Genomic DNA, 24,142 nt, shown 5'->3' on the forward strand with positions numbered 1-24,142 from the left:
CTGGCGCGGTGTTCGGCCTCGGTTTCTTCGCGGAATTGCCACTGGCCGTTCACTCTCCGGCGCATCCGAGAGTCGCATTTGTGCCATTTGGCGGGGTTTATGCGCCCAATCCGCAGACCGAGCAGATCGAACCACAGGCAAACGCTTTTCCAAGCTTTGAGCATTTGCGCAATTTCGCACCGAATCCGACCTCTTTCAAGCCGATATCTTGTATCGTTTGACGATTTGCTGTAGATAGGAATAATGTCCCAAGACGCAGACATTCTGGACCTCCTGCGCCAGCAGCAGCGCTTGGTCAAGCGTCAGTTGGCTTACAAGAGCGCGCGCGACAGCCTGCTACGCTACCTCGAAATCCAGATGCCCGATCCGCAGGATCTCGACGATCCTGAATTAACCCGTTTCACCGCGACGCCCCAGGCGCGCATGCTCTGCCAGATCATGGAGCAGGTCGAGGCCGGCAAGAAGAAGCGCGTGGCCGTCGCGATCGGCCCGCAGCTCGGCAAGTCGGAAGTGCTCTCTCGCGCATTCCCGGCGTGGGCCGCCGGCCGAGACCCTTACCGCAACCTGATGCTTGGCACATACAACCAGACGTTTGCTGAAGAATTCGGTGGCGAGGTCCGCACCAAGATCGAGAGCCCGCGGCATCGCGCCGTGTTTCCCGAACATGCGCTGCAGAAAAGCGCGCTCGACCTGTTGATCACCGACAAGAACGGCAAGACCGCGTTCGTCGGCGTCGGCGGCTCCGGCACCGGCAAGCCCGCGGACTTCTTCATCGTCGACGACCCGATCCGGTCGGACGAGGACGCGCAGAGCCAGCTTTACCGTGACAAGATATGGAAATGGTTCAACTCGGTTGTTTTCACACGCTGCCACTCGAAATCGGGCATCGTGGTCGTCCACACCCGCTGGCACACCGACGACCTGATCGGCCGGCTCTGCGACCCGGAACACCCGGAGCGCCACAAGGAATATGCCGGCATTGCGGATGATTGGGAATACATCAACCTGCCGGCCGTGGTCGACGACCCGGACCTGGCGGAGAGCCTTGGCCTGACGCTCGAGGCGCAGACCGATCCGCGCGTTGTTTCTCAATTCGGCCAGAAGCCGATTTCGTCGCTCTGGCCGGAGCGCAAGGGGCTTGAGTTCCTGGCCGAAGCCAAGCGCATGGATTCGCGCACCTTCAACGCGCTCTACATGGGCAAGCCGACGGCCGACGAAGGCGCTTACTTCAAGGCCGACATGATCGTAGAATACGGGCCGGAGGACTTGCCAACCGACCTGAAAATTTACGGCGCGTCAGACCACGCCGTCACGACCAAGCAGAATCGCGACCCGAACGTGCTCGGCTGCGTCGGCGTGGACGACAATGACGACATCTGGATCCTGCCCGATCTCGTGTGGGACCGCATGCAGACCGACAAGGTCGTCGAGGAGTTGTTGCTGCAGTTTAAAATTCGCAAGCCGCAGCTCTGGTGGATGGAAAGCGAGCTGATCTCGAAGTCGTTCGGCCCGTTCCTGCACAAGCGCATGATCGAGGAGCGGATTTACACGACCATCCAGCAGGTCGTGCCAAGCAAGGACAAGCAGACCCGTGCGCGCGCCATCCAGGGCCGCATGAGCATGCGCAAGGTGCGCTTCCCGCGCTTCGCGCCCTGGTATCAGGATGCCCGGCGCGAACTGCTTCAATTCCCGTACGGCGCCCACGACGACTTCGTCGACTGGCTGTCGCACATCGGCATGGGCCTGTTGGCTGCGCGCGGCGCGCCGCGGCACCAGGCGGACAACGTCAACGAGCCGGCAACCGGTTCGATCGAATGGATTCTCCGGTCGGCGAAGGCGCGCGCCCGGACAGAGAAACGCGCTGAAGCGACAAAGGGCTGGTGATGGATTACGAACAGGACAATGCGGCTGCGCCGGTCGAAACGGGAATGCCCGCTTCGGGCGCGGAGGAAAAGGCAGAAGTTTCCGAAGCGCGCGCGGCTCTCGTCAAGGAGTGGTGTGAGAAGGTCAGCGACGCCAAGGCGCACTGGAAGGACGTGTTCAAGGCCATGCGCGAGAGCATGGACTTCTGCATGTACGGATCCGAGAAGGCGTGGCGCAAGGCCGGCAACTACACCGTGCCGATCCTGCCGCGCTACATCAACCAGACCGTCAGCCAGCTTTATGCCCGCAATCCGAAGTCGGTTTTCAAGCGCCGGCAGAAGCTGATGTACAAGCTTTGGGACGGCCGGTCGGACACCCTGCAGGCCGCCATGGAGTCGGCTGTCGTCGGCGACCAGACGGCGCTGGCCCTGGTTCAGGAAGTGTTGGCCGTGCGCCAGCAGAACCTGATGCTGGACCGCATGGGCCAGACGCTTCAATTCCTCTGCGACTACTATCTCGGCGAGCAGGGCCGCAACTACAAGCAGCAGATCAAGGCCGCCGTCCGCCGCGTGAAGACGTGCAAGGTCGCGTGGATCAAGCTCGGCTACCAGCGCATGCTTGAGGAGCGGCCAGAGGTCTCGGCGCAGATCAACGACGCGACGAGCAAGCTCGCCAGCATTCAGAGCGCGCTGGCCGGGATGGCTGGCGACAAACTCGACGAGCAGTCGGCGGACGCCGAAAAACTGCGGCTCAACCTGGAAGACCTGAAGCGCGACCAGCACATCATCGCCCGCGAAGGTCCGGTGCTCGACTTCCCCAAGGCCGACCAGATCATCGTCGACCCGGAATGCACGCACCTGAAGTCGCTGACCGGCGCCAACTGGATCGCGCACGAGTTCGAGATGTCGCCCGCGAAGGTCAAGTCGATCTGGAAGTGCGATGTCGGCAGCAATTTCACGCCGTACAGCAAAGACGGCAAGGCGTACAAAAAGGGCGCCACCGCCGACAAGAAGGCGTGCTGCCGCGTCTACCAGATTTTCGACAAGGAGAACCTGCAGGAACTCGTCGTCGTCGAGGGCTACAAGGATTTCGCCAAGGAGCCGGCGACGCCAGTGGTCTACACGGAACGCTTCTGGCCGGTGTTCCCGATCGTCTTCAACGAGGTCGAGCACCACGAGGAGATCTACCCGCTGTCCGACGCCGAGCAGGCCAAGGACATCCAGAACGAATACAACCGCGGCCGCCAGGGGCTGCGCGAGCACCGCATCGCCGCCCGGCCGTATTGGGTCGAAGGCGTCGGCATGGATGACACGCAAAAGGCCAAGCTGGCCGATCACGCTGCCCACGAGGTCGTCACCCTCGCCACGCTCGGCACCGGCCAGAAGATCGAAGACCTGCTGCAGCGCGGCCCAGCAGCGCCGATCGACCCGAACCTCTACGAGCTGGAATCGCACTTCACCGACCTGACGCGCGTGATCGGCTTCCAAGAAGCGCAGATCGGCGGCGTGTCCGGCGCCACGGCGACGGAAAGCTCGATCGCACAGCAGTCGCAGTCGAGCGCGCAGAGCGACAACGTCGACGACCTCGACGAGGTGTTGACGGAACTGGTGCAGGCAATGGCGCAGGTCATGCTGCTCAACGTCGACAAGCAGACGGTGATGGAGATCGTCGGCGACGGCGCGGTCTGGCCCGATTCACCGGAGAGCCGCGAGGAAGCGGCGAAGGAGCTTTATCTCGAAGTTGAAGCCGGCAGTTCTGGCCGGCCGAACCGTGCGGCCGATCTCGCCAACCTCGAGCGCGCCGTGCCGTATGTGATGCAGATCCCCGGCATCAAGCCGGAGGCTCTGGCCAAGAAATATCTGCCGCTGCTCGACATCGATGTCGAAGACGCGCTCGCCGACGGCATGCCGTCGATCACGGCGATCAACGCGATGATGGCCAAGATGGGCGGCGCAGCTGGCGGGCCGGGAGCGGCTGGTGCTGCGCAGACCGGCAACCCGGCAACCGATCCGTCCAGCCAGGGCGGGCAAGGCGGCCAGAACGCGCCAGGCACCCAGCGAAACGAGCCCGGCGCGCAGCCGGCTTACACGGCGCCAAATGCCGCTTGACTTTTGCGTAGCGTTATAGGATAAAAAGCCTAACTACATCGCGCTACATGCGATACAGGAGACGTAATGCCGGATTCGTCAACGGACCTTGCAGTCGAAGATGCCATCACCGCCCCGGACGTTACCTCGGAACCGTCCACCGAGACGCAGAATCAAGGCGTAGGCTCCCTTCTCGACGCGGTTAACACCGCTCTCGGTGAGGAAAAGCCAGAGGCAGCGCCGGCCTCGGTTGAACCGGGTTCGAAGGAACCTGTTCCGAATCCATCCGAGCCTGCGCCCGAAATCTCCGAACAGGAAATCAAGACGTACGGTCCCGGAGCACAACGCCGCATTCGCGAGCTTGTGGAAGCGAACCGCACCGCCAAGAGCGAGGCCGAACCACTCCGTCAGGAACTGGAAGCGGTCAAGCCCAAAGCGGCGCAGATGGACCAGATGCTGGACTACATGCGCGAGAATAACGTCGCGCCCGAGCACCTGGACAACGCACTTGGACTGACCGCCCTCATCAACAGGGGCGATTACGACAGGGCGCTGCCGATCCTCGAAAACCTGCTCACGCAGGTCCGGTCAGCAGCAGGCGAGACGCTTCCGGCCGACCTTCAGAAGAAGGTCGAACTCGGTTACATCACCGAGCATGACGCGAAGGCCCTGCACAAGGCGCAGACCACGGTCCAGCGGACCACGGAGCAAGCCGCGCAGGACAAGGCGAAGTCGGAGAGCGAGCGCCAGCAGCGCGAAACTCAGACGATGGTGCACACGGCGGTCAGTGCCGCCGAAGCGTGGAACCAGGAACAGGCGACGACGGATCCAGAATGGAACCTGAAGCGCGAACTTGTCACGCAACGGATGGAATTGGAACTTCTTCGCCTCGGCCCACAGGGCTACCCCCGGACCCAAGCTGCGGTTCGGACGCTCCTGGCGGATGTGAAGAAGGAGGTCGAAAAAGGGATCAGCCGGTTCAAGGCGCCCCCGAAAGCGATCAGTCCATCCCCAACTGGCGGTAGCGCTTTGCCTCGCTCGAAGACGCAGCCCAAGTCCTTGATGGACGCGGTGAATGTAGCTTTGGGCGAGTAATCCGCGAAGGATTACCGCAATGCCTTTCTCCGCTCAAGAACTCGACAATATCGGCCAGGCCGTGATGGAGTACAAGCAGAACGTTCCCAACGTTACTGCTCAGACCCTTCAGGACAAGCCGCTTCTCGCCAAGATGCGGGACAACACCAAGGAATTTCCCGGTGGCAAGGACAACATCACCGTCCGCGTCAAGGGCGTCTACTCGACGACCATTCAGGGCTTCGAGCACGACGATGCCGTCACCTACGGCAATCCGGCCAACCTGAAGACCGCCACCTACCCGTGGAAGCTCATCCACTCCGGTATCTCGTTCACGATGCACGAACTGCTGAAAGCCGGCATTTCGATCAGCGACAGCGCGACCGGCAAGGGCGAGACCCGCCACTCCGAGAACGAGAAGATCGTTCTGGTCGACCTGCTCGAAGACAAGGTCGACGACATGATGGAGGGCACCGACCGCGGCATGAACGAAATGTTCTGGCGTGACGGCACCCAGGACGCCAAGCAGGTGCCTGGCCTGCTCTCGTTCATCCTCGACGACCCGACGACCGCAACCGTTGTCGGCGGCATCGACCAGTCGGTGAACACCTGGTGGCGCAATCGCGCGTCGCTGGCGATCGCCTCGTCCGACGCGTCGCTGCAGGGCCTCGTGGCCCGGCTGCAGAAGGAGTTCCGCCAGCTGCGCCGTTACGGCGGCCGCCCGGATCTGTTCCTGGCCGGCTCCGACTTCATCGAGTGGATGGAGAAGGAACTGCGCTCGAAGGGTAACTACACCCTCGAGGGCTGGACTTCCAAGGGCAAGACCGACGCCGGCATGGCCGACATCTCGTTCAAGGGCCTGCAGGTGCAGTACGACCCGACGCTCGATGACCTGTCGAAGTCGAAGTACGGCTACGTGCTCGACACCAAGCACATCTTCCCGAAGGTCGTGCAGGGCGAAAACGCCAAGAAGCACACCCCGGCCCGCCCGGAGAACAAGTACGTGTTCTACCGCGCGCAGACCTGGGTCGGCGGCTTGGTCTGCGACCAGCGCAACTGTCACGGCGTGTATTCGATCGCGTAAGCGGCGCCCATCACCCCGGCCAATAGCGGCCGGGGTCAACCCTTTCTAGGAGATCGGTCCAATGGCCGCTTTTGATCTTATCACGCTCTACCCGTCGGCGGCTGTCGCCACCAGCGGCACCATGACGTTCACCTATCCCACTGGCAACGCATCGCGCTATTCCAGGGGCTCCGAAGTCCTGATCGCCAGTGGCCTGATGGACACCCTCACCGTCGGCGCCGGCAAGTTCTCGCTGGTCTACGGCGCGTCGTCCGTCGTCGTCACTTATCTCGGTTCGACTTCGATCCCGGCAGGCAGCAAGGTGGTCTTGCATCTCCCGCTGGCGGAGAAAGTCGGCGTGTCGCTGCTTGCGATCAACCTCAACCTGGCCGACATCGCGACCGGCGACCTGATCACCAACTACGTCCCTGGCTTTGCCTTCAGGATTATCGGCATCGACTGGCGCACGATCAAGCCGGCGACGACCGCGGCCAAGCTCGCGACGCTCAACCTCGAGATCGGCACCACCGATCTGACGGGCGGCCTCGTGGCCCTGACCTCGGCGAACTGCACTCCGGCAGGCGCCGCGGTGGCTGGCACCGACATCACCGGCGCCTTCACCGGCACGGCGACAGACTCCATCTCGCTCGAAGCATCGGCCGTCACGGCCTTTGTCGAGGGCAACGGCGTCCTGGTGATCAAGCTGCAGAACCTCGACAGCGTCAACGAAATCGCCGCCAAGTAGCGTTTTCGGATCAAATGTTGCCGATACGTGGCATCTTGTGGTAATACAGAGGGGCCGGGAAACCGGTCCCTTTGTTGCAACAAGGAAACCCTCATGCAACTCTACAACTGTACCGTCCGGCTGAACGGCTCGACGTTGAACGAAGTCCCCAAATTCGACATCAGCGCCGCCGAGATCAAGGTGCTGACCGCCGTCCACAACGGCCCGGAAACCGGCGTCGAAGTGATCCACAGCATCAAGGCGACCAGGCGCGTCGATCGTTCCGACGAGGATGAACGCGCCTACCTCAAGCGCACCTACGAGCCGGCGCTGCTCAAGATCGAGAGCATCGGTTCGTTCGAGAAGGTGCTCGGCTGGGAGGGCACGCCGCTGCCGCAGACGGTCGCCGGCGTCGACTCCCTACCCCCGCCGAAGACCGGCAAGCGGGCGCCGAAGGCCGCTGAACCCGACGGCGATCCCGACCCGGTCGAGCCGATCGACCAGAAGGAATTCGCGTGATGGCCGTGTTTCTCGGCAGGGTAGATATCCGCAACACGGGTACGCTCGGCCGTCTCGACAAGTTGTTGCGCCGGATTTGGAAGTGCCCAAGGAGCAACGGCGACATCCCCTGCTTTATTCTTTTGGAAGATGAGGAATTCGCATAATGGCCCGCGGCGCAACCCTCCTGCAGCTCATCTCCGATCTGCGCGATGAGTTGCGCCGCGCCAACTCCCCGGCTGCTGGCCCGGACGACACTGGCCCGCTTCGCCGCACCATCAACCACGTCTACGCGACCCTCTACGCGTCGCACAACTGGCCGCACCTGCTCACCTATTTCGACCGCGTCACGCTCAACGCCGGCCAGCGCTATTACGACGTTCCGACCGGGCTCGACTACGAGCGCATCATCGAGGTGCGCAACTGGTGGAACGGCATCCCGGAGCCGATAGAGCGCGGCATCAGCTTCGACGACTACATGTCCTACGATTCGACCGCCGACGTGCGCAGTTCGCCGGTGCTCAAATGGGACGTTCGCTTCACCGGCGACCGAGAGCAGATCGAATACTGGCCCCTGCCTGACACGAGCACCCAGGCGGTGCAGTTCGTCGGCATGTGGGCGTATGCGCCGCTGGTCAACGACACCGATACCTGCCGGCTCGACAGCGACATCATCGTTCTCTACGCGGCGGCCGAACTGCTGCCGGACACCAGCCCGGACAAGAAGGCGAAGCTGCAGCTTGGACAGGAACTCCTGCGCCTGGCGAAGGTGCGCAGTTCATCCGGCGCCGGCAAGACATTCCAGCTCGGCCTTGGCGAGGCGTCTTCGCGCCGGCCGAGTGAGGCCGTCGTTCGAGTGAGGTAGCGGTGTCCTATACTGCAATTTCCGATTTCAAGTACGGCATGGACCGGCGCCGACCGCAGTCGTCCGGCGTGCCCGGCACGCTCTGGAAACTGCTCAACGCGGTCATTACGCGCGGCGGCGACATCGAGCGCGCCAAGAAATTTGAAAGCACCTACGTCCTTCCTGCAGGAACTTTCAGCGCATATTCTGTCCGTAGACAGCTTTACGTTTTCGGCTCCGCATCGACCCCGGCCGGCATTCCGGTCGGTGTGCGCTACCAGCAGCTGGCCGCGCCGGGCGCGCCGGCGATGACCGGCGTCCTCGACGCCAAGGGGCCAAGCGGCAAGGTCTACGCGATCGCCACCTACGTCGACGGCAACACCTACCATTTCTATGACGGCAGCCGCGTCACGGCGTGGGACGCCCTGGCCGACGCTGCCGCCAGCTTCGACACTGTCGCCGCGCGCCTCGCGGCGCTGATCGACGCGCAGACCCTTTACAAGGCCAAAGCGTCCGGCGCTGTCGTCGAGATCACCGCGGCGACGCCCGGCACCGGGTTTACGATCGCGGCATCGGCAGTCGACAACGGCGCCGCCAACACGCCGACCTGCATCGCGGCCGTCGTTCAAGCCAACGTCGCCGGCGTCTCGGAAGTGCGCGCGACCGGCACGGTCACGATCACCGCCGGCTCGGACAGCGCGGGCGTCAACAAGATATCGTCGCTGACGGTCAACGCCGTCCAGCTGCTCGCCGCGTCCGTGGATTGGATCGACAGCAACGACGCGACCGCCAACGCGCTTGCCGTGGCCATCAACGACAATTCGTTCACCTCCGGCTACACGGCGTCGGCCGCCGGCGCGATCTGCACCATTCAGGCCGCTGTTGGCACCGGCGCAACCCCGAACGGCTACGTCGTCGACAGCACCGGCGCCGGCAACGTCACGGCGACCGACGCAAACATGGCCGGCGGCGTGGCCAAGGTCACGGCCGTTGCGCAGGTCAACACCGTCACGATCGGCGGCACGACGTTCGGCTCCACAGATCTGTGGAAGATCACGCTCGGTGGCGTCGACTTCCAGTCCACCGGCCGCGCGTCGGCGACAGGCACCTTCGCGTTCTGGCACAAGAAGCGTGTGTGGTCCCCCGCCGGCCCGATCGTGTATGGCTCGAAACTGAACGACCCAACCAACTGGTCCGACGCCGATCCTTCGTCCGGCGCAGTGACGTTGAGCGTCGCCGACGAAGTCGACGGCGCGGATTACATCGTCGGCCTGGCCCGGTATGAAGGGAACGTCGCCATCTTCGCGCGCAACGCGATCGTTATCTACGACTTGGCGGCCGACGCCAGCACAATCAGCATCGTCCAGGCGCTCGACAACACCGGCACGCTCGCGCCGCGATCGATCGTCTCCTACGGCGCCAACGACGTTTTCTATCTCGACGAGACCGGCATCCGGTCGCTCCGCACGCGCGACGCCGTGCAGTCGGCATATGCGTCCGATGTGGGCTCGGCGATCGACACCTTCATCCAGCCCCTGCTGGTCGAAGTCGGCGACGACGTGTCGTCGAAGGCGTCGGCGGTGATCGAGGCCAAGGACGGCCGGTTCATGCTGGCGATCGGCCAGTACATCGTCACGCTGTCGCAGTTCCCGTCGTCGAAGATCGTGGCGTGGAGCTACATCGATTTTGAGGCGACGATCACGGACATGATCCGCGTCGACCGCAACATCTGCATGCGCTCCGGCGATGTGATCTATGTCTACGGCGGGCTCTCCGGCGACGTTTACCCGGAGATCGACGAGTTCGAAATTGAGGCGACGACGCCATTCATCAGCGCCAAAGACCCGGCGGCGCTGAAGCAGATTGAAGGCTTCGACATGGCTGCCGAGAACGTGTGGCGTATCGAGCTGCTGGAAGATCCCAACAACATCGAGCACTACACCGATTTGGGCTTCCTGAACGGCACGACGTACAACAAGGACGCGATCAAAGGCGTTGGAAAGACATCGCATTTCGCCATCCGGGCGACATGCTCGGCCGCCGGATACGCGTCGCTCTCGTCGACCGCCGTCCACCACGAAATTGATGCGGCGAAACAATGATGGACCTCCGCGTCGCCATGTGGGCGGACATCGAAAGCATCCTGGATCGCATCTCCGACCAGCACCGCGCCGAGTACGAGAAGATCGGCTTCCCCAGCGAAGGCTTCAACCTCCGACTGCTCCACTTCATGATGGCTGGCGACACGCACTGCATCTGGTTCGACGGCAAGCCGCAGTGCTTCATGTCTGTCGCACCCGTCGGCGATGTCGTCACGACCTGGGTCGGCGTGACGAAAGAGTGTTTCGACAAGGGCATTGGCCCGCTGCGGCTCGGCCGCCGCCACATGGCCGATGCCGTGCGCCGGCGCGGCAAGATCACATCGTACGTCGCTTCGGAGCATCCGAAGGTCGCGCAGTGGATGAAACTGCTCGGAGCGCGCCAAATCGACGCCACCGTGTTCGAGTTCGCATGCCCGTAAGCGAAGCACAAAAGAAGTGGCGATCCGACAACGCTGACCTTGTGCGCGAGTACAGACGCAATCACGACAAGAAAAAGCGAGACGCGCATCGCGAATCCCCTAGCGCTTATTACCAGAGAACGAAAGAAAGACACAGCGCCAAAAATCGGATCAGCAAGCTAAAGCGGGTGTACGGAATAACTCCTGAGCAATGGGATGCGTTGTTCGAAGGACAAGGACATCGCTGCGCGGTATGCGGCTCGACAGAACCGAGAACCACGCGAGGCCGGGGTTGGCAAACCGACCACTGCCACGCCACAGGCAAGGTGCGAGGCATTTTGTGTTTTCGCTGCAACATCGGACTCGGAAAGTTTGAAGATGACACTGACAGACTAGCGAGCGCCATCGCCTACTTAAAACTGCACAGTAGGTAATTCCGCCACTTGAGAATTTTTTCCTATCGTGGTAGATAAGAAGATCAGAGCAAGCGTTAAGTCGTCGGAATTCGCTGCGCCGGCGCCCCTATTAAGGGTGCTCCTCTATGTGTGGCGGTGCCAAACAACCTTACGACGCCTATAAAAAGGGCGATTTCGCAAACTGGAAGACGCAGTTCGACCAGAAAGCTGCGATTCAGACTGCCCTAGCCAACGGCACGATCGACAAGGCGACGGCTGACGCGCAGATCGCCGCTCTCGGTGGTGGGTTGGACAAACTCGGCAACAAGATCAAGTCTGACGCCTCCGCCAACATGGAGATGCGCGAAGTCTCGCGGCAGAACGATGTCGGCCTGGGCAAGATCGGCATCGACAAGGCGTTCACCAAGTTCGGCGACAGCTACTACAACGGGTACAAATCCGACTACAACAATTACTACGACCCGCAGCTCGACCGTCAGTACAAAGAAGCCGTCGGCAAGACGACCGCGGCGCTTGCCGATCGTGGCGTGCTCGATTCCAGCATCGGCGCCAACAATTTCGGCGACCTCGCCAGGCAGAACGCCGAAGCGAAGACCAACATCGCGAACGAAGGTCTCGACGCCGCCAACAAGCTGCGCGGCACGGTCGAGAACGCGAAGTCCAGCCTATACAGCCTGAACGAAGCCAGCGCCGACCCGCAGGCGATCAACGCGCAGGCGATCGGCCAGGCGACTTCGCTCGTCGCGCCGCCGCAGTATTCTCCCCTTGGCCAGGTCTTCGCCAACGCGCTGCAGAGCGTGTCGGCTTACCAGCAGGCCAAGAACAACGCCCCGACAGCGCAATACAAAACGCCGTACGCCAGCGGCGCCGGCTCAAGCACGGTGATCAGGTAATGTGCACGGGATTGGAACTCATCGCCCTGGCCGGGACCGCCGCATCGACTGTCGGCGGCATGATCACGCAAAAAGAGCAGCAGGCCAACATCGAGCGGCAGGCGAAGGCCCGCAACGACAAGCTCAATTCGACGATGCTGAAGAACGACGCGCTGGCCAAGCAGAGCCGCGCCGACTTCGACGCGCGCCAGAAGAATGCGACCGGCGACGCCATTGAGCAGGACCGCGCCGACAAGACGCAGCAGCGCACGCAGGATCTGACGGCGGCAGTCGACAGCACGCCGGCGGCCGCGGATGTCAGCCTGTCCGGCTCGGCGCCGACGGTCATTAAATCCGAGCTGGCGAAGCGCATGGCATCCGCGCTCGGCCAGGCCACCGATTCGGCGAAGGCGCAGGCCAAGCTCGGCGGCTACGGCGACGCGTGGCTCAATCAGGGTTTTCAGGATGTCGACGCCAGCCGCGACATCGGCACCAACGCCAATTACGCCGCCGGCAACATGGCGATCCTGCCTTACCAGCAGGACATCGCCGAGCAGCACGCGACGAAGCCGATCAGCCCGCTCGGCTCGCTGCTGCAGGGCTTCGGCTCGATCGCTTCGTCCTACGGCGGAGGCGGGGGCGCGGTGCCGAAGAAGTCGTATACGAGCGCGATCCCGAAGGCAGGATACCTACCCTGATGGTGAAGATTTTCAGCCCGTTCCAAGGTCAGGATCCTCTCGCCGAGAAGCTGCGTTCGCTCGGCCAGCAGATGTTTGGCGACAACACGGTCAACGCCGTCAACAACGAAAAGCTGTACGGCCTTCAGCGCGAGAACGTCGAGACCGACGAACTCGGCAAAATGCTCGCGGCAGGCGGCGGTGCGCAGGCGCTCTCGGCCGACCCCACCGCGCAGGCAAGAATGGTGCTGTCGGGCTATGACCCGAAAAGGTTCGGCGACATAGCGCTGCTCGGCGGCGCGACGGAGTTCGGAGCCGCGGACCCGCGCACGCAAAATCTCCAAGTCGGCACCGGCCAGTCGTATGACAACACCGCCGCCGCCGTGCAGGCGAAGCAGGCCGAAGTCGGCCGCAACAATGATTTGCAGAGTGGCGATCGCCACTACGGCGTCGATCAGAGCATCGGTCAGCAACAGCGCGAGTTCAGCCAGAAGCCGATCGCCGCGCTCGACGGCTTGGGCAAGCAGGTCTTCGCCCCACAGGGTGATCTCGCGAACGGCGGCTTTGCGCCGATCCTGTCGGAAGCAGATCAGAAGGGCGTGCTGCTCGGCAAGAATTGGGACAATCTGCCTGGCCTCGTGCCGGAGCAGAAAGAAGTTCTCGGCGCCCTGCCCGGCTCGGCCGGCGGCAACCGCACGCCGAAAAACTACATCGTCAAGGACGCCGCCGGGAAGACGCAGACCCTGCTCACCTCCGATGGCGTGACCGATCTGCAGTCCGGCCAACCGCTGCCTCCGGGCGGCTACATCGGCACCGTGCAGGGCTCCGCCAACGAAGCCGGCGTGACCAACGCGGTCAACACCGACCTGCAGTCCGGCGTCATCGCCAACAAGAAGTTCAACTTCCTGCTCGGCCAGGCGATGGAACTCACCGGCGATCCGGCGCTGTTCGGCGCGCAGGGTTTGGCCCGGTCGCTTGGCCAGGAGGTCGCCGCCGGCGTCTCCGGTGTGGCGAAGGCGTTCGGCAAGGGCTCCGTCGGCGACGCAGCGCTCAACGATGCGCGCGTGCTCGCGCAGCAGAACGGCTTGGCCAGCTTGATCCCTGAACTCTACGATCCGAACCTGCCGAAGGTCGATACGCTGTGGGGCCTTCTGGTCTACCAAGGCGCATCGGCGCTGGCCGGACAGAACGGCCGCGGCGTGTCCGACGCCGATGTGAAGAACATGCGCCAGATCCTCGGCGACCCCAAGTCGCTGTTCTCGAGCGCCGCCATGATGCAGTCGAAACTGAGCCAGGCGCAGAAGATCGTCAACGGCTACGACGAGATCAACCGCGAAGCGCTTGGTCAGAACGCGCCCGTCACCCCGGCGCCGGAAGCCGCAGCGCCACCGATCGCGCCGCCGGCCGCCGTCGAGCACTTGCGCGCCAATCCGGCGCTTGGCCCGGCGTTCGATGAGAAGTACGGCGCTGGCTCGGCCGCCCGCGTGCTCGGAGGTCAGTAATGGCCAATCCGTTTGACGTTTTCGACGCCGCCCAGCCGCAGCGCAAGCTGCCGCCGGCCAGCCCGATCGGGCCGTTCCCCGGCATGCTGCAGCAGGGCAACATTGACCTCGAGCATCGCCCGGTCGTCAACAATCCCGACGGCTCGTACAGCACTGTCCGGTCGATGTCGTTCGGCAACGACAGCGGCGAAGTCCTGGTTCCGACGGTGTCACCGGACGGCAAGGTGTTGCCAGACCGCGATGCGATGGACCTTTATGGCAAGACGAAGCAGACGCTTGGCGTGTTCGATACGCCAGAGCACGCTGACATGTACGCTGGCGCACTGCACAAGGCGCAGGAACAGCATTACGGCGCAGCCCAGCCCCAAGCCGGTGCCAACCCGTTCGACCAGTTCGACACGCCCGACGTGCAGGCCGCCCCGCCTCCGCAGGTTCCCGGCGGCGACTTCGTGCAGCCGCTGCCGGAAGGCACTGTCAACCCGCCCGGCAGCGTTCCCGCTGGCACGCCCGACAAGTCGATGGAGTACATGGGCCAGAAGGTCGCAAGGGTGCCCGCCGATCTCATCGGTGCGATCCCCGACCTGATCAACATGTACGCGAACTCGGCGATCAACTACGCTGATAATTCATACAAATTCGCCTACGGCCCCGACCATGGCCTGACCGATTACCGCATCCCGTCGATGTCGGACAGGATCGCCGATGTCTCCGGCAATATTTTCGAAGGCGCCGGCGGCAAGCTGGTCAAGCCGGAGGAAGTCGATGCGTCCACGAGAGCCAACGCGGAAGCCGCGCGCTTCGGCATCGGCGCGCTCGTGCCCGGCGGCATTTTGGCCAAGATCGGCAAAGCCGGCGAACTCACGCAGGCGCCGAACGTCGTGCGCCGTTTCGTCGAGCCGCTGGCCGCGACGTACAAGACCGACAACCCGATGCGCACCGTCGTCGGTGACGCCATCGGCGGTGCTGGCGCGGGCTACGGCGGCCAGTCCTATGAAGACATGGTGCCGGACGAGTGGAAGGAAAAGATCGGCCCGATCGGCAAGGTGCTCGCCAGCATCCTTGGCGGTGTCGGCGCGAACACGGTCGACGCCATCGGCTCCGGCCTCACTTCGGCAGGCATCACCGCCGGCAAGAACATGGTCACTGGCAAGCGCGACTTCGCCGTGCCGGTCAATCCCGAAACCGGCTTGCGGCCACGCCGCACCGATGTCGAGGAAGCCGCGCGTGTCGCGCAGGCCATGCCGACCGACAAAGCGCGCACGATCACCAACATCGACCAGGGCGCCGAGAACTTCGGCCAGATGGTCAAGCCGAACGAAATGCCGACGACGGGTATGCTGGCCGATGATGTCGGCATGGCGACGAACGAAAACGTCGCTCGCGGCCGCAACGCTCAAGCGTTCGTCGAGCGCGACACCGCGCGCGAAGCAGCTGCAGCCAGGAAGCTCGACAGCGTGACGCCCGCCGGCGACGGCCGCGCGTTCACCGACACGGCGACGCGGTTGCACGACGAAGCGATCGGCAACGCCGAGAAACAAGTGCTGACGGCAGAGCAGGCGCAAGCCGCCGCCAAGCAAGACATCACTCGCCAGAACGTAGAGTTGGAGGCAGCGAGAGCCAATCAGCCGCAGGCGTCTGTGGCGCTGGCGAGTGAATTCGACAATGCGCGCAACGCCGCGCGTGAGACCAAGAACGCGATCTACGACGCCGTTGACCCGAAGACGCCGATCGAGAACGGCGGCGCTCACCTCGGTGAAGCGATCAAGCGCATCGACGCGCAGATGTCGAACGCAGAGAAGCTGGCCGGTGGCCCGTACGCCAACATCGCTGGCCGCGTGAAGCAGCTGGTCGCCGGCGGCAAGCCGATCACGTACGGCGACGTGAAAGCGCTGAAGGCGCAGATTTCCGAAGCACGCAAGATGGCCGTGACCGCGTCCGGCCAGTCGGTGGCCGGTTCGGGCGCCGATGCGCAGCGACTGAAAGACCTCGGCACCGTCGTCGGCACGCTGGCCAACCAGACCAACCCGGAGGCGTCGCAGCACTACGCGAACGTCTACGCGCCAAAGTTCAAGGAAGGCAAGGCCGGCGAGTACGGCGCGCAGATCGACCGCGCGGTTCGCACCGGCGGCGAGAGCAGCGCAACGCGGCCGAGCGAGTTCGGGGCCAAGTTCCTGAACAAGCCGGAGGACGCGGCCAGCCTCAAGCGTGCGCTGACGCCGAAACCGACTGGCCAGGCTGCCCTGCCCGGCGAAGGCGGCCGCAGCAGCGGCATGTTCCCGCAGTCCGAGCAGAACGCGCACGACTGGATGCTTGGCGACCTCGCCAAGTCCGGCGTGCTGACCGACAACGCCGAAATCCGCTACGATCGGTTCAAACGCTGGACCGACAAGAACCGCGCGACGATCGACCAGTTCCCGACCCTGGCCGACCGCATCGACAAGGAACTGGCCGGCGCGCAGAAGGGCGGCTTCATTTCGAAGCAGCTCGCCGACGACGTGCTGTCGGCGAAAGGCAACCTCAACCAGACCAAGCGCGAGATGAGCCGCAGTGCGCTCTCCGCCGCGATCAACAACGATCCAGAGCACGCCGTCGGCAAGCTCATGGGCTCCGGCGATTCCGAGAAGCAGATGGCCGAGATGGTCCGTAGGCTGCAGGGCGACAAGTCTGCGCTAGACGGGCTCAAGACCGCGACACGCGACTGGATCGTGCAGCGCAAGGGCGACGGCAAGGCGATCGTCGGGCATGGCGACCTGCGCCACGTCAACGCCAAAGGCATGCAGGATCTGTTCAACCAGCACGAAAAGACGCTGGCCAAGCTCTACACGCCGGAGGAGATGAACACGCTCCGCCAAGTGCACGCGCTGGCCACGGCGCCGAAGAAGCTCGACGTGAAGTCGCTGCCGGGCTCCGACACTTTCAGCCGGATCATGAACGACGCAGCCAAGGAGAGCGGGAAGACCGGCAAGATGCGTGAAGCAGCGCTGAAGCTCTGGTTCGGCATGCTGCGCGGCGGCGGCATCAACCGCGGCATCAACCTGGCGCTGGAAACCTTGCCGAACAACAAAAACGAGGTTAGCCGGATCCTCGACAGCATTTGGTTCGACCCGGAAGTGGCAGGGCATCTGCTCAAGATGCCGCTGCGCGATCGCGACGTGCCGTTGTGGAACGGCAAACTGAACAGGCTGTTGTCCGCATCGAGCGGCGGCCGCGATCAACAAGACGACAAATAATATCCTCTTGCGCTATTTGTAGCGTTATGGGATATGTTGTAGCGCTACAAAGGAAAGGCAAATGGCCGCAGGCAACTTCCAGAGATGCTTGAATGTGACGCTCCCGCTGGAAGGCGGCTGGTCCGACAACCCGGCTGACCCCGGCGGCGCGACCATGAAAGGCATCACGATCGGGACTTTCCGGCGCTTTCATCCGAAGGCGACGAAGGCCGACCTGAAAGCCATATCGAACGACAACGTCGCCACGATCTACCGCACCGATTATTGGGGGCCGATCAACGGCGAAAGCCTGGCGGCCGGCGTCGATCTGGCGACCTTCGACGCATCGGTTAATTCCGGCGTCGGCCGCGGCAAGGCGTGGCTGGCCGCGTCTGTCGGCGGCTCACCGGCGGACACCGTCAAGAAGCTCTGCGCCAAACGGCTCGGCTTCATGCAGAGCCTGAAAATCTGGAAGACGTTCGGCAAGGGCTGGGCGCGCCGTGTCGCCGAGATCGAGGCCAAGGGCGTCGCGTGGGCGATCGCGCTTCCCGGCAACGCGGCCGTCGTCAAGGCCGTGCTCGAACGCGAAGCTGACGCCGCCGGCAAGAAGGCCGGCAAGCAGGCGGCCGGCGCCGGTGGCGCGGTTGTCAGCGCTCCGGCGGCGAACGCCGTCGTCGACACAGGCAGCGTGACCACGATCGTCCTGCTCGTGATCGCTGTCGCAGCCATCGCCGGCGTCCTGGTCTGGCGCGCACACATCAACAAGACGCGGGCAGCCGCGTACATCGCAGAGGCAGCCGCACAATGACCTCCGTGTTCATCCGCATCGTCCTCCGCTATGCCGCCGCCGCGCTCGTCGCGCGCGGCCTGTTCGGCTCCGACGACGCCGCGACATTCACCGCCGACCCCGACATCCAGATGCTGCTCGAGACCGGCTTCGGCCTGGCCATGGGCGCCGTCACGGAGGGCTGGCACCTGCTCGCCCGCAAATTCGGATGGGACAACTGACATGGAAGGCCGGATCGAGCTTTTCTACGCGTACGTGCTTCAGGCGCGGTGGCCGTTCGCTGTCGGCGCGGTTCTCGGCTTCATCGCCGGAGCGTGGCTGTTGTGATCGCTTTCCTGCTCAAGCTCCTCGGCGTCGACCCGATCGGGAAGATCATCGCCGGGCTGAACGGGGCATACAAGGCGAAGCTGTCCGCGCAGAACGACGCCGACCGCATCGCCGCCGATGTCACGATCAAGCGTTACGAGGGACTGCTCGAGCAGCAGAGGCTGCAAGCCAGCATCGTCACCACCGGGATGCAGCACAAGTCGTTCTGGATTCCATGGCTGATCGCTGCGGTGCCGACAGCGGCGTGGTTCGGCTGGGGCATGCTGGATTCGCTCTGCAACGGCGCGCTGCCGGATGCGGCCGCCTTGCCGCCGCAGCTCAAGGAATACGCCGATGTCGTGTTCCAGAACATCTTCTACGTCGGCGGCGGCGTGGCCGGGCTTGGCGCAATAGCCAACGCGATCGGAGGCCGCAAATGAACGACGCCATTACATGGAGCAGCGTGCTCGCGTTCATCACCGTAGCCGGCGCCCTGGCTGGCGCTGGCGGCTGGCTCTATTCGCAGATCATGGCCGTCCGCAGGGACGTTGAAAAGCTCCGCGAAGACAACGCGCTGCGGTTCGCCGCCGTCGCGCAGGTGATCAGCGACTTCAAGCTCGAGGTCGCGCGCAACTACGCAACCAACTCATCCATCCGGGAAGTCGAAGAACGTGTCGTGCAGGCCATCGAGCGCCTTGGCGACCGCCTCGACAAATTTCTCGACAACCGAACCGTAGCTCGATCGTAAGGAGATTTTCTCATGCGCAAATTCGTGATCGAGCCGGCCAACTGGCTTAAAGCCCTCGTAGTTCTTTGTTCTCTTTTCCTCGGCGCAAGCTTCGTCACCGGCGCCGCTCTTGCGCCGACCGATCTGGCCAAGTCAGCCGTTCGTGTCGAAGTGGCCGGCGGTCACGGTTCCGGCGTCCACATCGGCAACGGCTTCTTCATCACCGCCGGCCATGTCGGCAAAGATGTCACCAGCGTCATTCTCACCGCGCAGGACGGCAGCAAATACACCGGCGAAGTGCTGTGGGCGGTGCTCGGACAGGGCCACGATGTGGCGCTGGTCTATTCGCCGAAAGCAGCCGGCCTGGATGCATCCTCTCTCTCTTGCTCGCCGTCATATGTTGGCCAGGCCGTCCGCCTCGTCGGCAACCCGATGGACCTCGAATTCGCCAACACTTGGGGCCGCGTGTCTTCGAATTTCGGCTTCACCGCGGGACCGTGGAATGGCCTCATCCCGCTTGATCTCACCGGCACCTTCGGTGTCTCCGGCGGGCCTGTCTACGACGAAGCGACCAGCGAAGTGGTCGGCATCCTGGTTTCTGGCTTGCCGAACACAGGGTACACCCTGATGGTCCCCGGCGCCGACATATGCCGCATGCTTGGCCGGGTCGTCTGACTCAAACATGACCCCTTTTCAATGGCTGCTGGCGTTCGACGCGGCAGCCATTTTTGCATTCATCGAAACGGCTAGAAGGTACGCGAGCTAATGGCTGGACAGCCCCTTTCAGACGAACTGGCGCAGCAGACGGTCGACGCTTACCGCGCTGCCGGCAACAACAAAGCGGCGGCCGCGCGAATGCTCGGCATGGCACCCGGCACGTTCGATAAACGCTTCAACCGCGCCGCGGAACGCGGCATGCTCGGCTACGATCCGGTCCTGCCTGGCTTCGCCGTCAAATCGGTCGCCAGCAAGGTCGGCGACGCATGGGTCAAGCAGACCAAGGAGCCCGGAGAGGTCTTCGAGATGCCGGCCGGCCATGTGGCCAAGGGTATTTCCGCTCTGGTCGACGCCGAAGACCGCGTGCTGGCCAAATGGATCAAGACCCGCGAAGACGGCACTCCGATCCTCGCCGACGCCCTCCTGGCCGCGCTCAAGGACCACAACCCGGCCCCGCTGGTGGCGCCGCCAGGCCACACCAACGACGATCTCCTGACCGTCTACCCGATCGCGGATCTGCACCTCGGCATGTTCTCGTGGGCCAAGGAGACCGGCGCCGACTACGACATAGCGATCGCGTCGGACCTGCTGCGCGGCAGCATGAACAACCTCGTCGCGCGCTCGGCCGCCGCGACGCACGCCGTCGTGCTCGACCTCGGCGATTACTTCCACTCCGATAACAGCATGAACCGGACGATGCGCAGCGGCAATCCGCTCGATGTCGACACGCGATATTCCAAGGTCGTGCAGATGGGCTTCGAACTCATCCTCGAATGCGTCGAGCTGGCGCTGCAGAAGCACGATTTCGTCGAATACCGGAAGCTGCCAGGCAACCACGACGACGAATCGAGCCGGATGCTGTCGATCGCCGTCGCCGCGCATTTCCGCAACAACGAGCGCGTCACCGTCGACACCAGCCCGTCGCGCTTCTACATGCGCCAGCACGGCGCCTGCATGATAGCGGCGACACACGGCGACATGCTCAAGATGGGCGACATGGCCGGCTTCGTCGCCGCCAACTGGCCGGAGCAGTGGGGCAAGACCAAATTCCGCTACGGCTACACCGGCCACATCCACAACGAAAAGTCCTTGGCTGTAAACACGCTGCGCGGGCTGCGCGCCGAGAGCTTCAACACCCTGGCCGCCAAGGACGCATGGCACGCTGGCGAAGGCTACCAGTCGCCGCGCAACATGGTTTCGATCACCCTGCACAAGGACCGCGGCGAGGTCGATCGCTTCACTGTTGCAGCGTAGGCACACATTCCTAACCGTTTTGTCCAAAATCAGACCGTGTCTTGTACTCTTGCAAATTGCACATACGTATCGTTGTGTGATAACAGCAAGAGGAGATTCAACGACACATGAGCATACAGATGGCAAAACAGCACCGCACTCAACACGCCGCCCCGGCTGGTCTGGTAGACAACGCCCCGGTCGACGCGGTGGCGCTCGAATTTGCTAGACGGCTGCAGGTGCACCTCGACAAGAAGGGCTGGTCTCAGTCCGACCTGGCCAGGGAAGCGACCAAGCAGATGGCCAAAGGCGAGGTCACGCGCGATTCAGTTTCGAAGTACATTAACGCGCGCTTCCTGCCAGGCAACACCAAGCTGCACGCGATTGCGCGGGCGCTCGGTGTCGAAGCGGACGAATTGCGGCCGGCGCTTGGCGTCACCGGAACGGGCGAGAAGCATGCCGCGATGGGCGTGCGCGACCTCGGCGAAGGCAAAGCGTGGCTGCGCATCAACCAGCCGGTGGAATGGACCACCGCGTTGAAGATCCTCGAGATACTGAAGGGAGACGCGAACGAATGATGTCTATCGGCGAGTTTGCAGTGCTGGTCGGAGCGAGTGTCAGGACCGTCACCCGCTACGTGAACGAAGGAAAATTCACCCCGACGGAGCGCACAGCCGGTGGCCACATGCGATTCGGACCCGAGAAAGGAAAGGAGTTCAATTCGCTATGCCGAGACCCGCGCGGACGACCCCGTGGTGCGAGCGCCGTGATAACGGAGGCGTTTTCTACGCACACTGGTATGACGATGTCACCCGGAAGACCCAGCGCCTCAGCCTTCGTACGAGCGACGCTGACGAAGCGCAGTCTCGCTTCGCGGAATTCCTCCTAAACGGCAAGGAGATCCGCAACGCGCGTCCGAAGGGCGCGATCACCGTTGCGCGAGCCCTCGACGACTACCTCAAAGAGCATGCCAGGAAGAAGTGCGCTGACGCGGAGCGCCAGGAGCACGCTGTCGCGCACCTGAAGGCGTTCTTCGGCGACAGGCTGCTGTCCGATGTCGACGTGCCCACCAGCCAAGGCTACACGGCCGCAAGGCAGGCTGGCGAGATCGGTGGCGGCAAGCGGCGCACGGTCAAAGCTGGCGCCACCGCCACGATCCGGCGCGAGCTGAACGTGCTTGTGGCCGCCGCCAACCACGCCATCTGGATGGGCCGGCACACGAAGCCGATCCAAGTCGACCTGCCGCCGGAGCGCCGCCTTGGCCCGGACGACGAGGCGCCCTACTATTCGACGGAGGAGCGAGACGCGATCTTCGCGGCCGCCGACGGCGAGATGGCCCAATTTGTCCAGTTACTTTATTACACCGGCGCGCGGCGCAAATCGATCGAGGATCTGACCCGCGACCAGATCAAGCTGCCGCAAAAGCGCATCATCCTTCAGCAGGCCGGCAAGAAGACGACCAAGAAGCGGCAGCCGATCGTGCCAATCCTGAAGACCATGGAACCGCTCGTCGAGGGGCTGCTAGAGACCGGCGGCAAGCAGCGCGTCTTTGTGTCGTCGAACTTCTATCGCCAGTATGTGGCGTTGTGCGAGCGGCTTGAGATTGATGAGAACCGTCGGCACCCGCACATCATGCGGCACACTCGCGCGACCCACCTCCTGCAGGAGGGCAAATCACTGTATGATGTCGCCAGGCTGCTCGGTGACACGGTGGCGACTGTCGAGCGGGTCTACGGCCACCACTCGCACGAGCACCTGGCGTCACGGTTGGAGGATTGACATGGTCGAGACCGCAGGCGGCATCATCCTGGCCCTAGCCGCCATCGTGGTTGGCGCCTTCGCGCTCTACAACTGGCGGCTGGTCGGCGCGCTCGGCTGCGCGGCCGGATTGATCTACCTGGTCGCGCACAATCTCTGACGCGCCAGTGGCGTGTTAACCGGCCATTGGCGCGCTTTTAGTGTCGCGCTTTGTAGCGCTACAAATCCGAATTTATCAATCAATTCAGTGTAGCGTTGTATCGGAGAATGGTCCGTGGAGCCCTTTCACGGCGGTAACAGGGGTTCGATTCCCCTTGGGCGTACCAGATCTTTCAGGAAAACAAGAAGCCTCGCGGCAGCCGCCGAACTAGCAGCGGCTGGAACGGTGGCGCGGCGAATCGGTTGAAACGGCGAACAGCGGCTGCCGTGCCGAGGTTTCCCTCGGCGCCTGCTCGCGGCAATCTCCGGCACTCACCCTTGGTCGTGCGCTACCTGCGGCCAGCGCTGTAACGCCGCGTGGCCACCCTCGGTCAGCGCGTAGACGCCGCGCTCGGCCCTGGCGAACCAGCCATAGACATTGTCCAAGAGGATGCTGGGCGCGCGTGGCGAAATCGCTTTCAGATCGCGCGGGCGTTTCGGCCCGTCGGTCATGGCTGCGGCGCAGGCCAGCGCATCCTGCCGGTAGGCGGTCATGATCGGCGCGCGCGAACCGCCGCCGACCACCGGATCGCCGCGCCGGCGCCGGTGTTCCTCCATCAGCCGGGAGCGGCGCTTCGGATCGCGGCGCGGCGGCAGAGCCGCCGGGCTGAGCAGCAATTCGACCTCCCCCTTGCCGCTGACAGCCAGAAGCCCGAAGCCGAGCCGCCGGCACAGCGCGCGAAAACGGCGGTCGTGCTCGCGGCCCTTGCCACGCGCCGACATGCGCGCCGCCAGCCACACTTCGTCGCATGCCGCGGCGCGATCGACACCTTGCAGCACCAGTTCGAGGTTGAACTGCAATTTCAGTTCGCAGATGACCAGCACAGGCGGCTCGCCGTCGCGCACCGCCACGATATCGCAGTGGCCGACTTCGCCCTTGACCGTGAACTCCAGGCTCTCGAGAAACCGCTTCACCGGGATGTAGAGAGACGTTTCCTGCATCGCGCAGGCATAGCCGATTCGGATCGGGTCGGCACAGGGATGGCCGAGAGGCCGACGCCTTGCGCTAAACCGCGTCGATCCCACCATCTGCAAAAGCCATTCGTCAGGCAGGTCTCCGGCATGATAGTCCCGCCATAGCGCTCGA

At 63.6% G+C, this 24,142-nt stretch carries 25 protein-coding genes and 1 pseudogene; 25 read left to right on the plus strand and 1 reads right to left on the minus strand.

The features are described 5' to 3' along the window. Window positions 1–243: 243 nt before the first annotated feature. From terL to NKJ58_RS08570, 25 genes and pseudogenes are all read left to right on the plus strand, one after another. Entirely contained in the window at window positions 244–1,884 is a 1,641-nt protein-coding gene (gene terL / locus NKJ58_RS08450) for a phage terminase large subunit (protein WP_352852973.1), read from the plus strand. Then, complete coding sequence (locus tag NKJ58_RS08455) at window positions 1,884–3,971, plus strand: hypothetical protein (protein ID WP_352852974.1); 2,088 nt, start codon at window positions 1,884–1,886, stop codon at window positions 3,969–3,971. Before terL ends, NKJ58_RS08455 begins: the two co-directional genes overlap by 1 nt. Before the next feature lie 66 nt (window positions 3,972–4,037). After that, on the plus strand, window positions 4,038–5,045 hold the full coding sequence (locus tag NKJ58_RS08460; protein ID WP_352852975.1) for a hypothetical protein: 1,008 nt from the start codon (window positions 4,038–4,040) through the stop codon (window positions 5,043–5,045). Window positions 5,046–5,064: 19 nt separating this feature from the next. Beyond that, a complete protein-coding gene (locus NKJ58_RS08465; protein ID WP_352852976.1) occupies window positions 5,065–6,108 on the plus strand; it encodes a phage major capsid protein in 1,044 nt (347 codons plus the stop codon). Window positions 6,109–6,169: 61 nt separating this feature from the next. Next, entirely contained in the window at window positions 6,170–6,832 is a 663-nt protein-coding gene (locus NKJ58_RS08470; protein ID WP_352852977.1) for a hypothetical protein, read from the plus strand. A 93-nt stretch (window positions 6,833–6,925) separates the two neighbouring features. Continuing rightward, on the plus strand, window positions 6,926–7,330 hold the full coding sequence (locus NKJ58_RS08475) for a hypothetical protein (RefSeq protein ID WP_352852978.1): 405 nt from the start codon (window positions 6,926–6,928) through the stop codon (window positions 7,328–7,330). Next, window positions 7,330–7,476, plus strand: coding sequence for a hypothetical protein (locus NKJ58_RS08480; protein WP_352852979.1), 147 nt, complete (start codon window positions 7,330–7,332; stop codon window positions 7,474–7,476). The genes NKJ58_RS08475 and NKJ58_RS08480 overlap by 1 nt, the downstream gene beginning before the upstream one ends. Beyond that, on the plus strand, window positions 7,476–8,174 hold the full coding sequence (locus tag NKJ58_RS08485) for a phage adaptor protein (RefSeq protein WP_352852980.1): 699 nt from the start codon (window positions 7,476–7,478) through the stop codon (window positions 8,172–8,174). The genes NKJ58_RS08480 and NKJ58_RS08485 overlap by 1 nt, the downstream gene beginning before the upstream one ends. Window positions 8,175–8,242: 68 nt before the next feature. Continuing rightward, window positions 8,243–10,255, plus strand: coding sequence for a hypothetical protein (locus NKJ58_RS08490; RefSeq protein ID WP_352852981.1), 2,013 nt, complete (start codon window positions 8,243–8,245; stop codon window positions 10,253–10,255). Next, window positions 10,255–10,674, plus strand: coding sequence for a hypothetical protein (locus NKJ58_RS08495; protein ID WP_352852982.1), 420 nt, complete (start codon window positions 10,255–10,257; stop codon window positions 10,672–10,674). The genes NKJ58_RS08490 and NKJ58_RS08495 overlap by 1 nt, the downstream gene beginning before the upstream one ends. Then, window positions 10,665–11,087 carry an endonuclease VII domain-containing protein gene (locus NKJ58_RS08500; protein WP_352852983.1) on the plus strand — a complete coding sequence of 141 codons (423 nt, stop codon included), beginning with the start codon at window positions 10,665–10,667 and terminating at the stop codon, window positions 11,085–11,087. The genes NKJ58_RS08495 and NKJ58_RS08500 overlap by 10 nt, the downstream gene beginning before the upstream one ends. 107 nt (window positions 11,088–11,194) lie before the next feature. Then, window positions 11,195–11,962 carry a hypothetical protein gene (locus NKJ58_RS08505; RefSeq protein WP_352852984.1) on the plus strand — a complete coding sequence of 256 codons (768 nt, stop codon included), beginning with the start codon at window positions 11,195–11,197 and terminating at the stop codon, window positions 11,960–11,962. Next, window positions 11,962–12,639: a hypothetical protein gene (locus tag NKJ58_RS08510; protein ID WP_352852985.1), complete on the plus strand. Its 678-nt coding sequence runs from the start codon at window positions 11,962–11,964 to the stop codon at window positions 12,637–12,639. The genes NKJ58_RS08505 and NKJ58_RS08510 overlap by 1 nt, the downstream gene beginning before the upstream one ends. After that, a complete protein-coding gene (locus NKJ58_RS08515) occupies window positions 12,639–14,120 on the plus strand; it encodes a hypothetical protein (RefSeq protein ID WP_352852986.1) in 1,482 nt (493 codons plus the stop codon). Before NKJ58_RS08510 ends, NKJ58_RS08515 begins: the two co-directional genes overlap by 1 nt. Next, window positions 14,120–17,350 (plus strand): hypothetical protein, encoded by a 3,231-nt coding sequence (locus NKJ58_RS08520; protein ID WP_352852987.1) that lies wholly within the window; start codon window positions 14,120–14,122, stop codon window positions 17,348–17,350. The genes NKJ58_RS08515 and NKJ58_RS08520 overlap by 1 nt, the downstream gene beginning before the upstream one ends. A gap of 61 nt (window positions 17,351–17,411) precedes the next feature. Beyond that, the gene (locus NKJ58_RS08525; RefSeq protein ID WP_352852988.1) at window positions 17,412–18,137 is read left to right on the plus strand and encodes a glycoside hydrolase family 108 protein; all 726 of its coding nucleotides are present in this window, start codon (window positions 17,412–17,414) and stop codon (window positions 18,135–18,137) included. After that, the gene (locus NKJ58_RS08530) at window positions 18,134–18,337 is read left to right on the plus strand and encodes a Pam3-gp28 family putative phage holin (protein WP_352852989.1); all 204 of its coding nucleotides are present in this window, start codon (window positions 18,134–18,136) and stop codon (window positions 18,335–18,337) included. Before NKJ58_RS08525 ends, NKJ58_RS08530 begins: the two co-directional genes overlap by 4 nt. Window positions 18,338–18,439: 102 nt before the next feature. After that, window positions 18,440–18,862: a hypothetical protein gene (locus tag NKJ58_RS08535; RefSeq protein ID WP_352852990.1), complete on the plus strand. Its 423-nt coding sequence runs from the start codon at window positions 18,440–18,442 to the stop codon at window positions 18,860–18,862. Next, window positions 18,859–19,170, plus strand: a complete 312-nt coding sequence (locus NKJ58_RS08540) for a hypothetical protein (protein ID WP_352852991.1) — start codon at window positions 18,859–18,861, stop codon at window positions 19,168–19,170. Before NKJ58_RS08535 ends, NKJ58_RS08540 begins: the two co-directional genes overlap by 4 nt. A 12-nt stretch (window positions 19,171–19,182) precedes the next feature. Beyond that, window positions 19,183–19,824, plus strand: coding sequence for a trypsin-like peptidase domain-containing protein (locus NKJ58_RS08545; RefSeq protein ID WP_352852992.1), 642 nt, complete (start codon window positions 19,183–19,185; stop codon window positions 19,822–19,824). A 90-nt stretch (window positions 19,825–19,914) separates the two neighbouring features. Beyond that, entirely contained in the window at window positions 19,915–21,120 is a 1,206-nt protein-coding gene (locus NKJ58_RS08550) for a hypothetical protein (RefSeq protein ID WP_352852993.1), read from the plus strand. A gap of 107 nt (window positions 21,121–21,227) precedes the next feature. Next, a complete protein-coding gene (locus NKJ58_RS08555; RefSeq protein WP_352852994.1) occupies window positions 21,228–21,677 on the plus strand; it encodes a helix-turn-helix domain-containing protein in 450 nt (149 codons plus the stop codon). Continuing rightward, a pseudogene (locus NKJ58_RS08560) lies at window positions 21,677–21,790 on the plus strand (MerR family DNA-binding transcriptional regulator); the annotation flags it as partial. The gene NKJ58_RS08555 and the pseudogene NKJ58_RS08560, both read left to right, overlap by 1 nt. A gap of 35 nt (window positions 21,791–21,825) precedes the next feature. Next, window positions 21,826–22,878 (plus strand): tyrosine-type recombinase/integrase, encoded by a 1,053-nt coding sequence (locus tag NKJ58_RS08565; protein ID WP_352852995.1) that lies wholly within the window; start codon window positions 21,826–21,828, stop codon window positions 22,876–22,878. Window position 22,879: 1 nt separating this feature from the next. Beyond that, window positions 22,880–23,017: a hypothetical protein gene (locus NKJ58_RS08570; RefSeq protein WP_352852996.1), complete on the plus strand. Its 138-nt coding sequence runs from the start codon at window positions 22,880–22,882 to the stop codon at window positions 23,015–23,017. A 311-nt stretch (window positions 23,018–23,328) separates the two neighbouring features. Here NKJ58_RS08570 and NKJ58_RS08575 read toward each other — a convergent pair whose 3' ends face one another. Further along, window positions 23,329–23,997, minus strand: a complete 669-nt coding sequence (locus NKJ58_RS08575; RefSeq protein WP_023705981.1) for a DUF2161 domain-containing phosphodiesterase — start codon at window positions 23,995–23,997, stop codon at window positions 23,329–23,331. Between the last annotated feature and the right edge of the window lie 145 nt (window positions 23,998–24,142).

It is taken from the genome of Mesorhizobium sp. M0139, assembly GCF_040322455.1.
Classification (GTDB): Bacteria; Pseudomonadota; Alphaproteobacteria; order Rhizobiales; family Rhizobiaceae; genus Mesorhizobium.

Excerpts from the sequence above, each read along its gene's own strand:
- terL (WP_352852973.1), top strand. The coding sequence starts at position 244 with ATGTCCCAAGACGCAGACATTCTGGACCTCCTGCGCCAGCAGCAGCGC.
- NKJ58_RS08455 (WP_352852974.1), top strand. The coding sequence starts at position 1,884 with ATGGATTACGAACAGGACAATGCGGCTGCGCCGGTCGAAACGGGAATG.
- NKJ58_RS08460 (WP_352852975.1), top strand. The coding sequence starts at position 4,038 with ATGCCGGATTCGTCAACGGACCTTGCAGTCGAAGATGCCATCACCGCC.
- NKJ58_RS08465 (WP_352852976.1), top strand. The coding sequence starts at position 5,065 with ATGCCTTTCTCCGCTCAAGAACTCGACAATATCGGCCAGGCCGTGATG.
- NKJ58_RS08470 (WP_352852977.1), top strand. The coding sequence starts at position 6,170 with ATGGCCGCTTTTGATCTTATCACGCTCTACCCGTCGGCGGCTGTCGCC.
- NKJ58_RS08475 (WP_352852978.1), top strand. The coding sequence starts at position 6,926 with ATGCAACTCTACAACTGTACCGTCCGGCTGAACGGCTCGACGTTGAAC.
- NKJ58_RS08480 (WP_352852979.1), top strand. The coding sequence starts at position 7,330 with ATGGCCGTGTTTCTCGGCAGGGTAGATATCCGCAACACGGGTACGCTC.
- NKJ58_RS08485 (WP_352852980.1), top strand. The coding sequence starts at position 7,476 with ATGGCCCGCGGCGCAACCCTCCTGCAGCTCATCTCCGATCTGCGCGAT.
- NKJ58_RS08495 (WP_352852982.1), top strand. The coding sequence starts at position 10,255 with ATGGACCTCCGCGTCGCCATGTGGGCGGACATCGAAAGCATCCTGGAT.
- NKJ58_RS08500 (WP_352852983.1), top strand. The coding sequence starts at position 10,665 with ATGCCCGTAAGCGAAGCACAAAAGAAGTGGCGATCCGACAACGCTGAC.
- NKJ58_RS08505 (WP_352852984.1), top strand. The coding sequence starts at position 11,195 with ATGTGTGGCGGTGCCAAACAACCTTACGACGCCTATAAAAAGGGCGAT.
- NKJ58_RS08510 (WP_352852985.1), top strand. The coding sequence starts at position 11,962 with ATGTGCACGGGATTGGAACTCATCGCCCTGGCCGGGACCGCCGCATCG.
- NKJ58_RS08515 (WP_352852986.1), top strand. The coding sequence starts at position 12,639 with ATGGTGAAGATTTTCAGCCCGTTCCAAGGTCAGGATCCTCTCGCCGAG.
- NKJ58_RS08520 (WP_352852987.1), top strand. The coding sequence starts at position 14,120 with ATGGCCAATCCGTTTGACGTTTTCGACGCCGCCCAGCCGCAGCGCAAG.
- NKJ58_RS08525 (WP_352852988.1), top strand. The coding sequence starts at position 17,412 with ATGGCCGCAGGCAACTTCCAGAGATGCTTGAATGTGACGCTCCCGCTG.
- NKJ58_RS08530 (WP_352852989.1), top strand. The coding sequence starts at position 18,134 with ATGACCTCCGTGTTCATCCGCATCGTCCTCCGCTATGCCGCCGCCGCG.
- NKJ58_RS08540 (WP_352852991.1), top strand. The coding sequence starts at position 18,859 with ATGAACGACGCCATTACATGGAGCAGCGTGCTCGCGTTCATCACCGTA.
- NKJ58_RS08545 (WP_352852992.1), top strand. The coding sequence starts at position 19,183 with ATGCGCAAATTCGTGATCGAGCCGGCCAACTGGCTTAAAGCCCTCGTA.
- NKJ58_RS08550 (WP_352852993.1), top strand. The coding sequence starts at position 19,915 with ATGGCTGGACAGCCCCTTTCAGACGAACTGGCGCAGCAGACGGTCGAC.
- NKJ58_RS08555 (WP_352852994.1), top strand. The coding sequence starts at position 21,228 with ATGAGCATACAGATGGCAAAACAGCACCGCACTCAACACGCCGCCCCG.
- NKJ58_RS08565 (WP_352852995.1), top strand. The coding sequence starts at position 21,826 with ATGCCGAGACCCGCGCGGACGACCCCGTGGTGCGAGCGCCGTGATAAC.
- NKJ58_RS08570 (WP_352852996.1), top strand. The coding sequence starts at position 22,880 with ATGGTCGAGACCGCAGGCGGCATCATCCTGGCCCTAGCCGCCATCGTG.
- NKJ58_RS08575 (WP_023705981.1), bottom strand. The coding sequence starts at position 23,997 with ATGCAGGAAACGTCTCTCTACATCCCGGTGAAGCGGTTTCTCGAGAGC.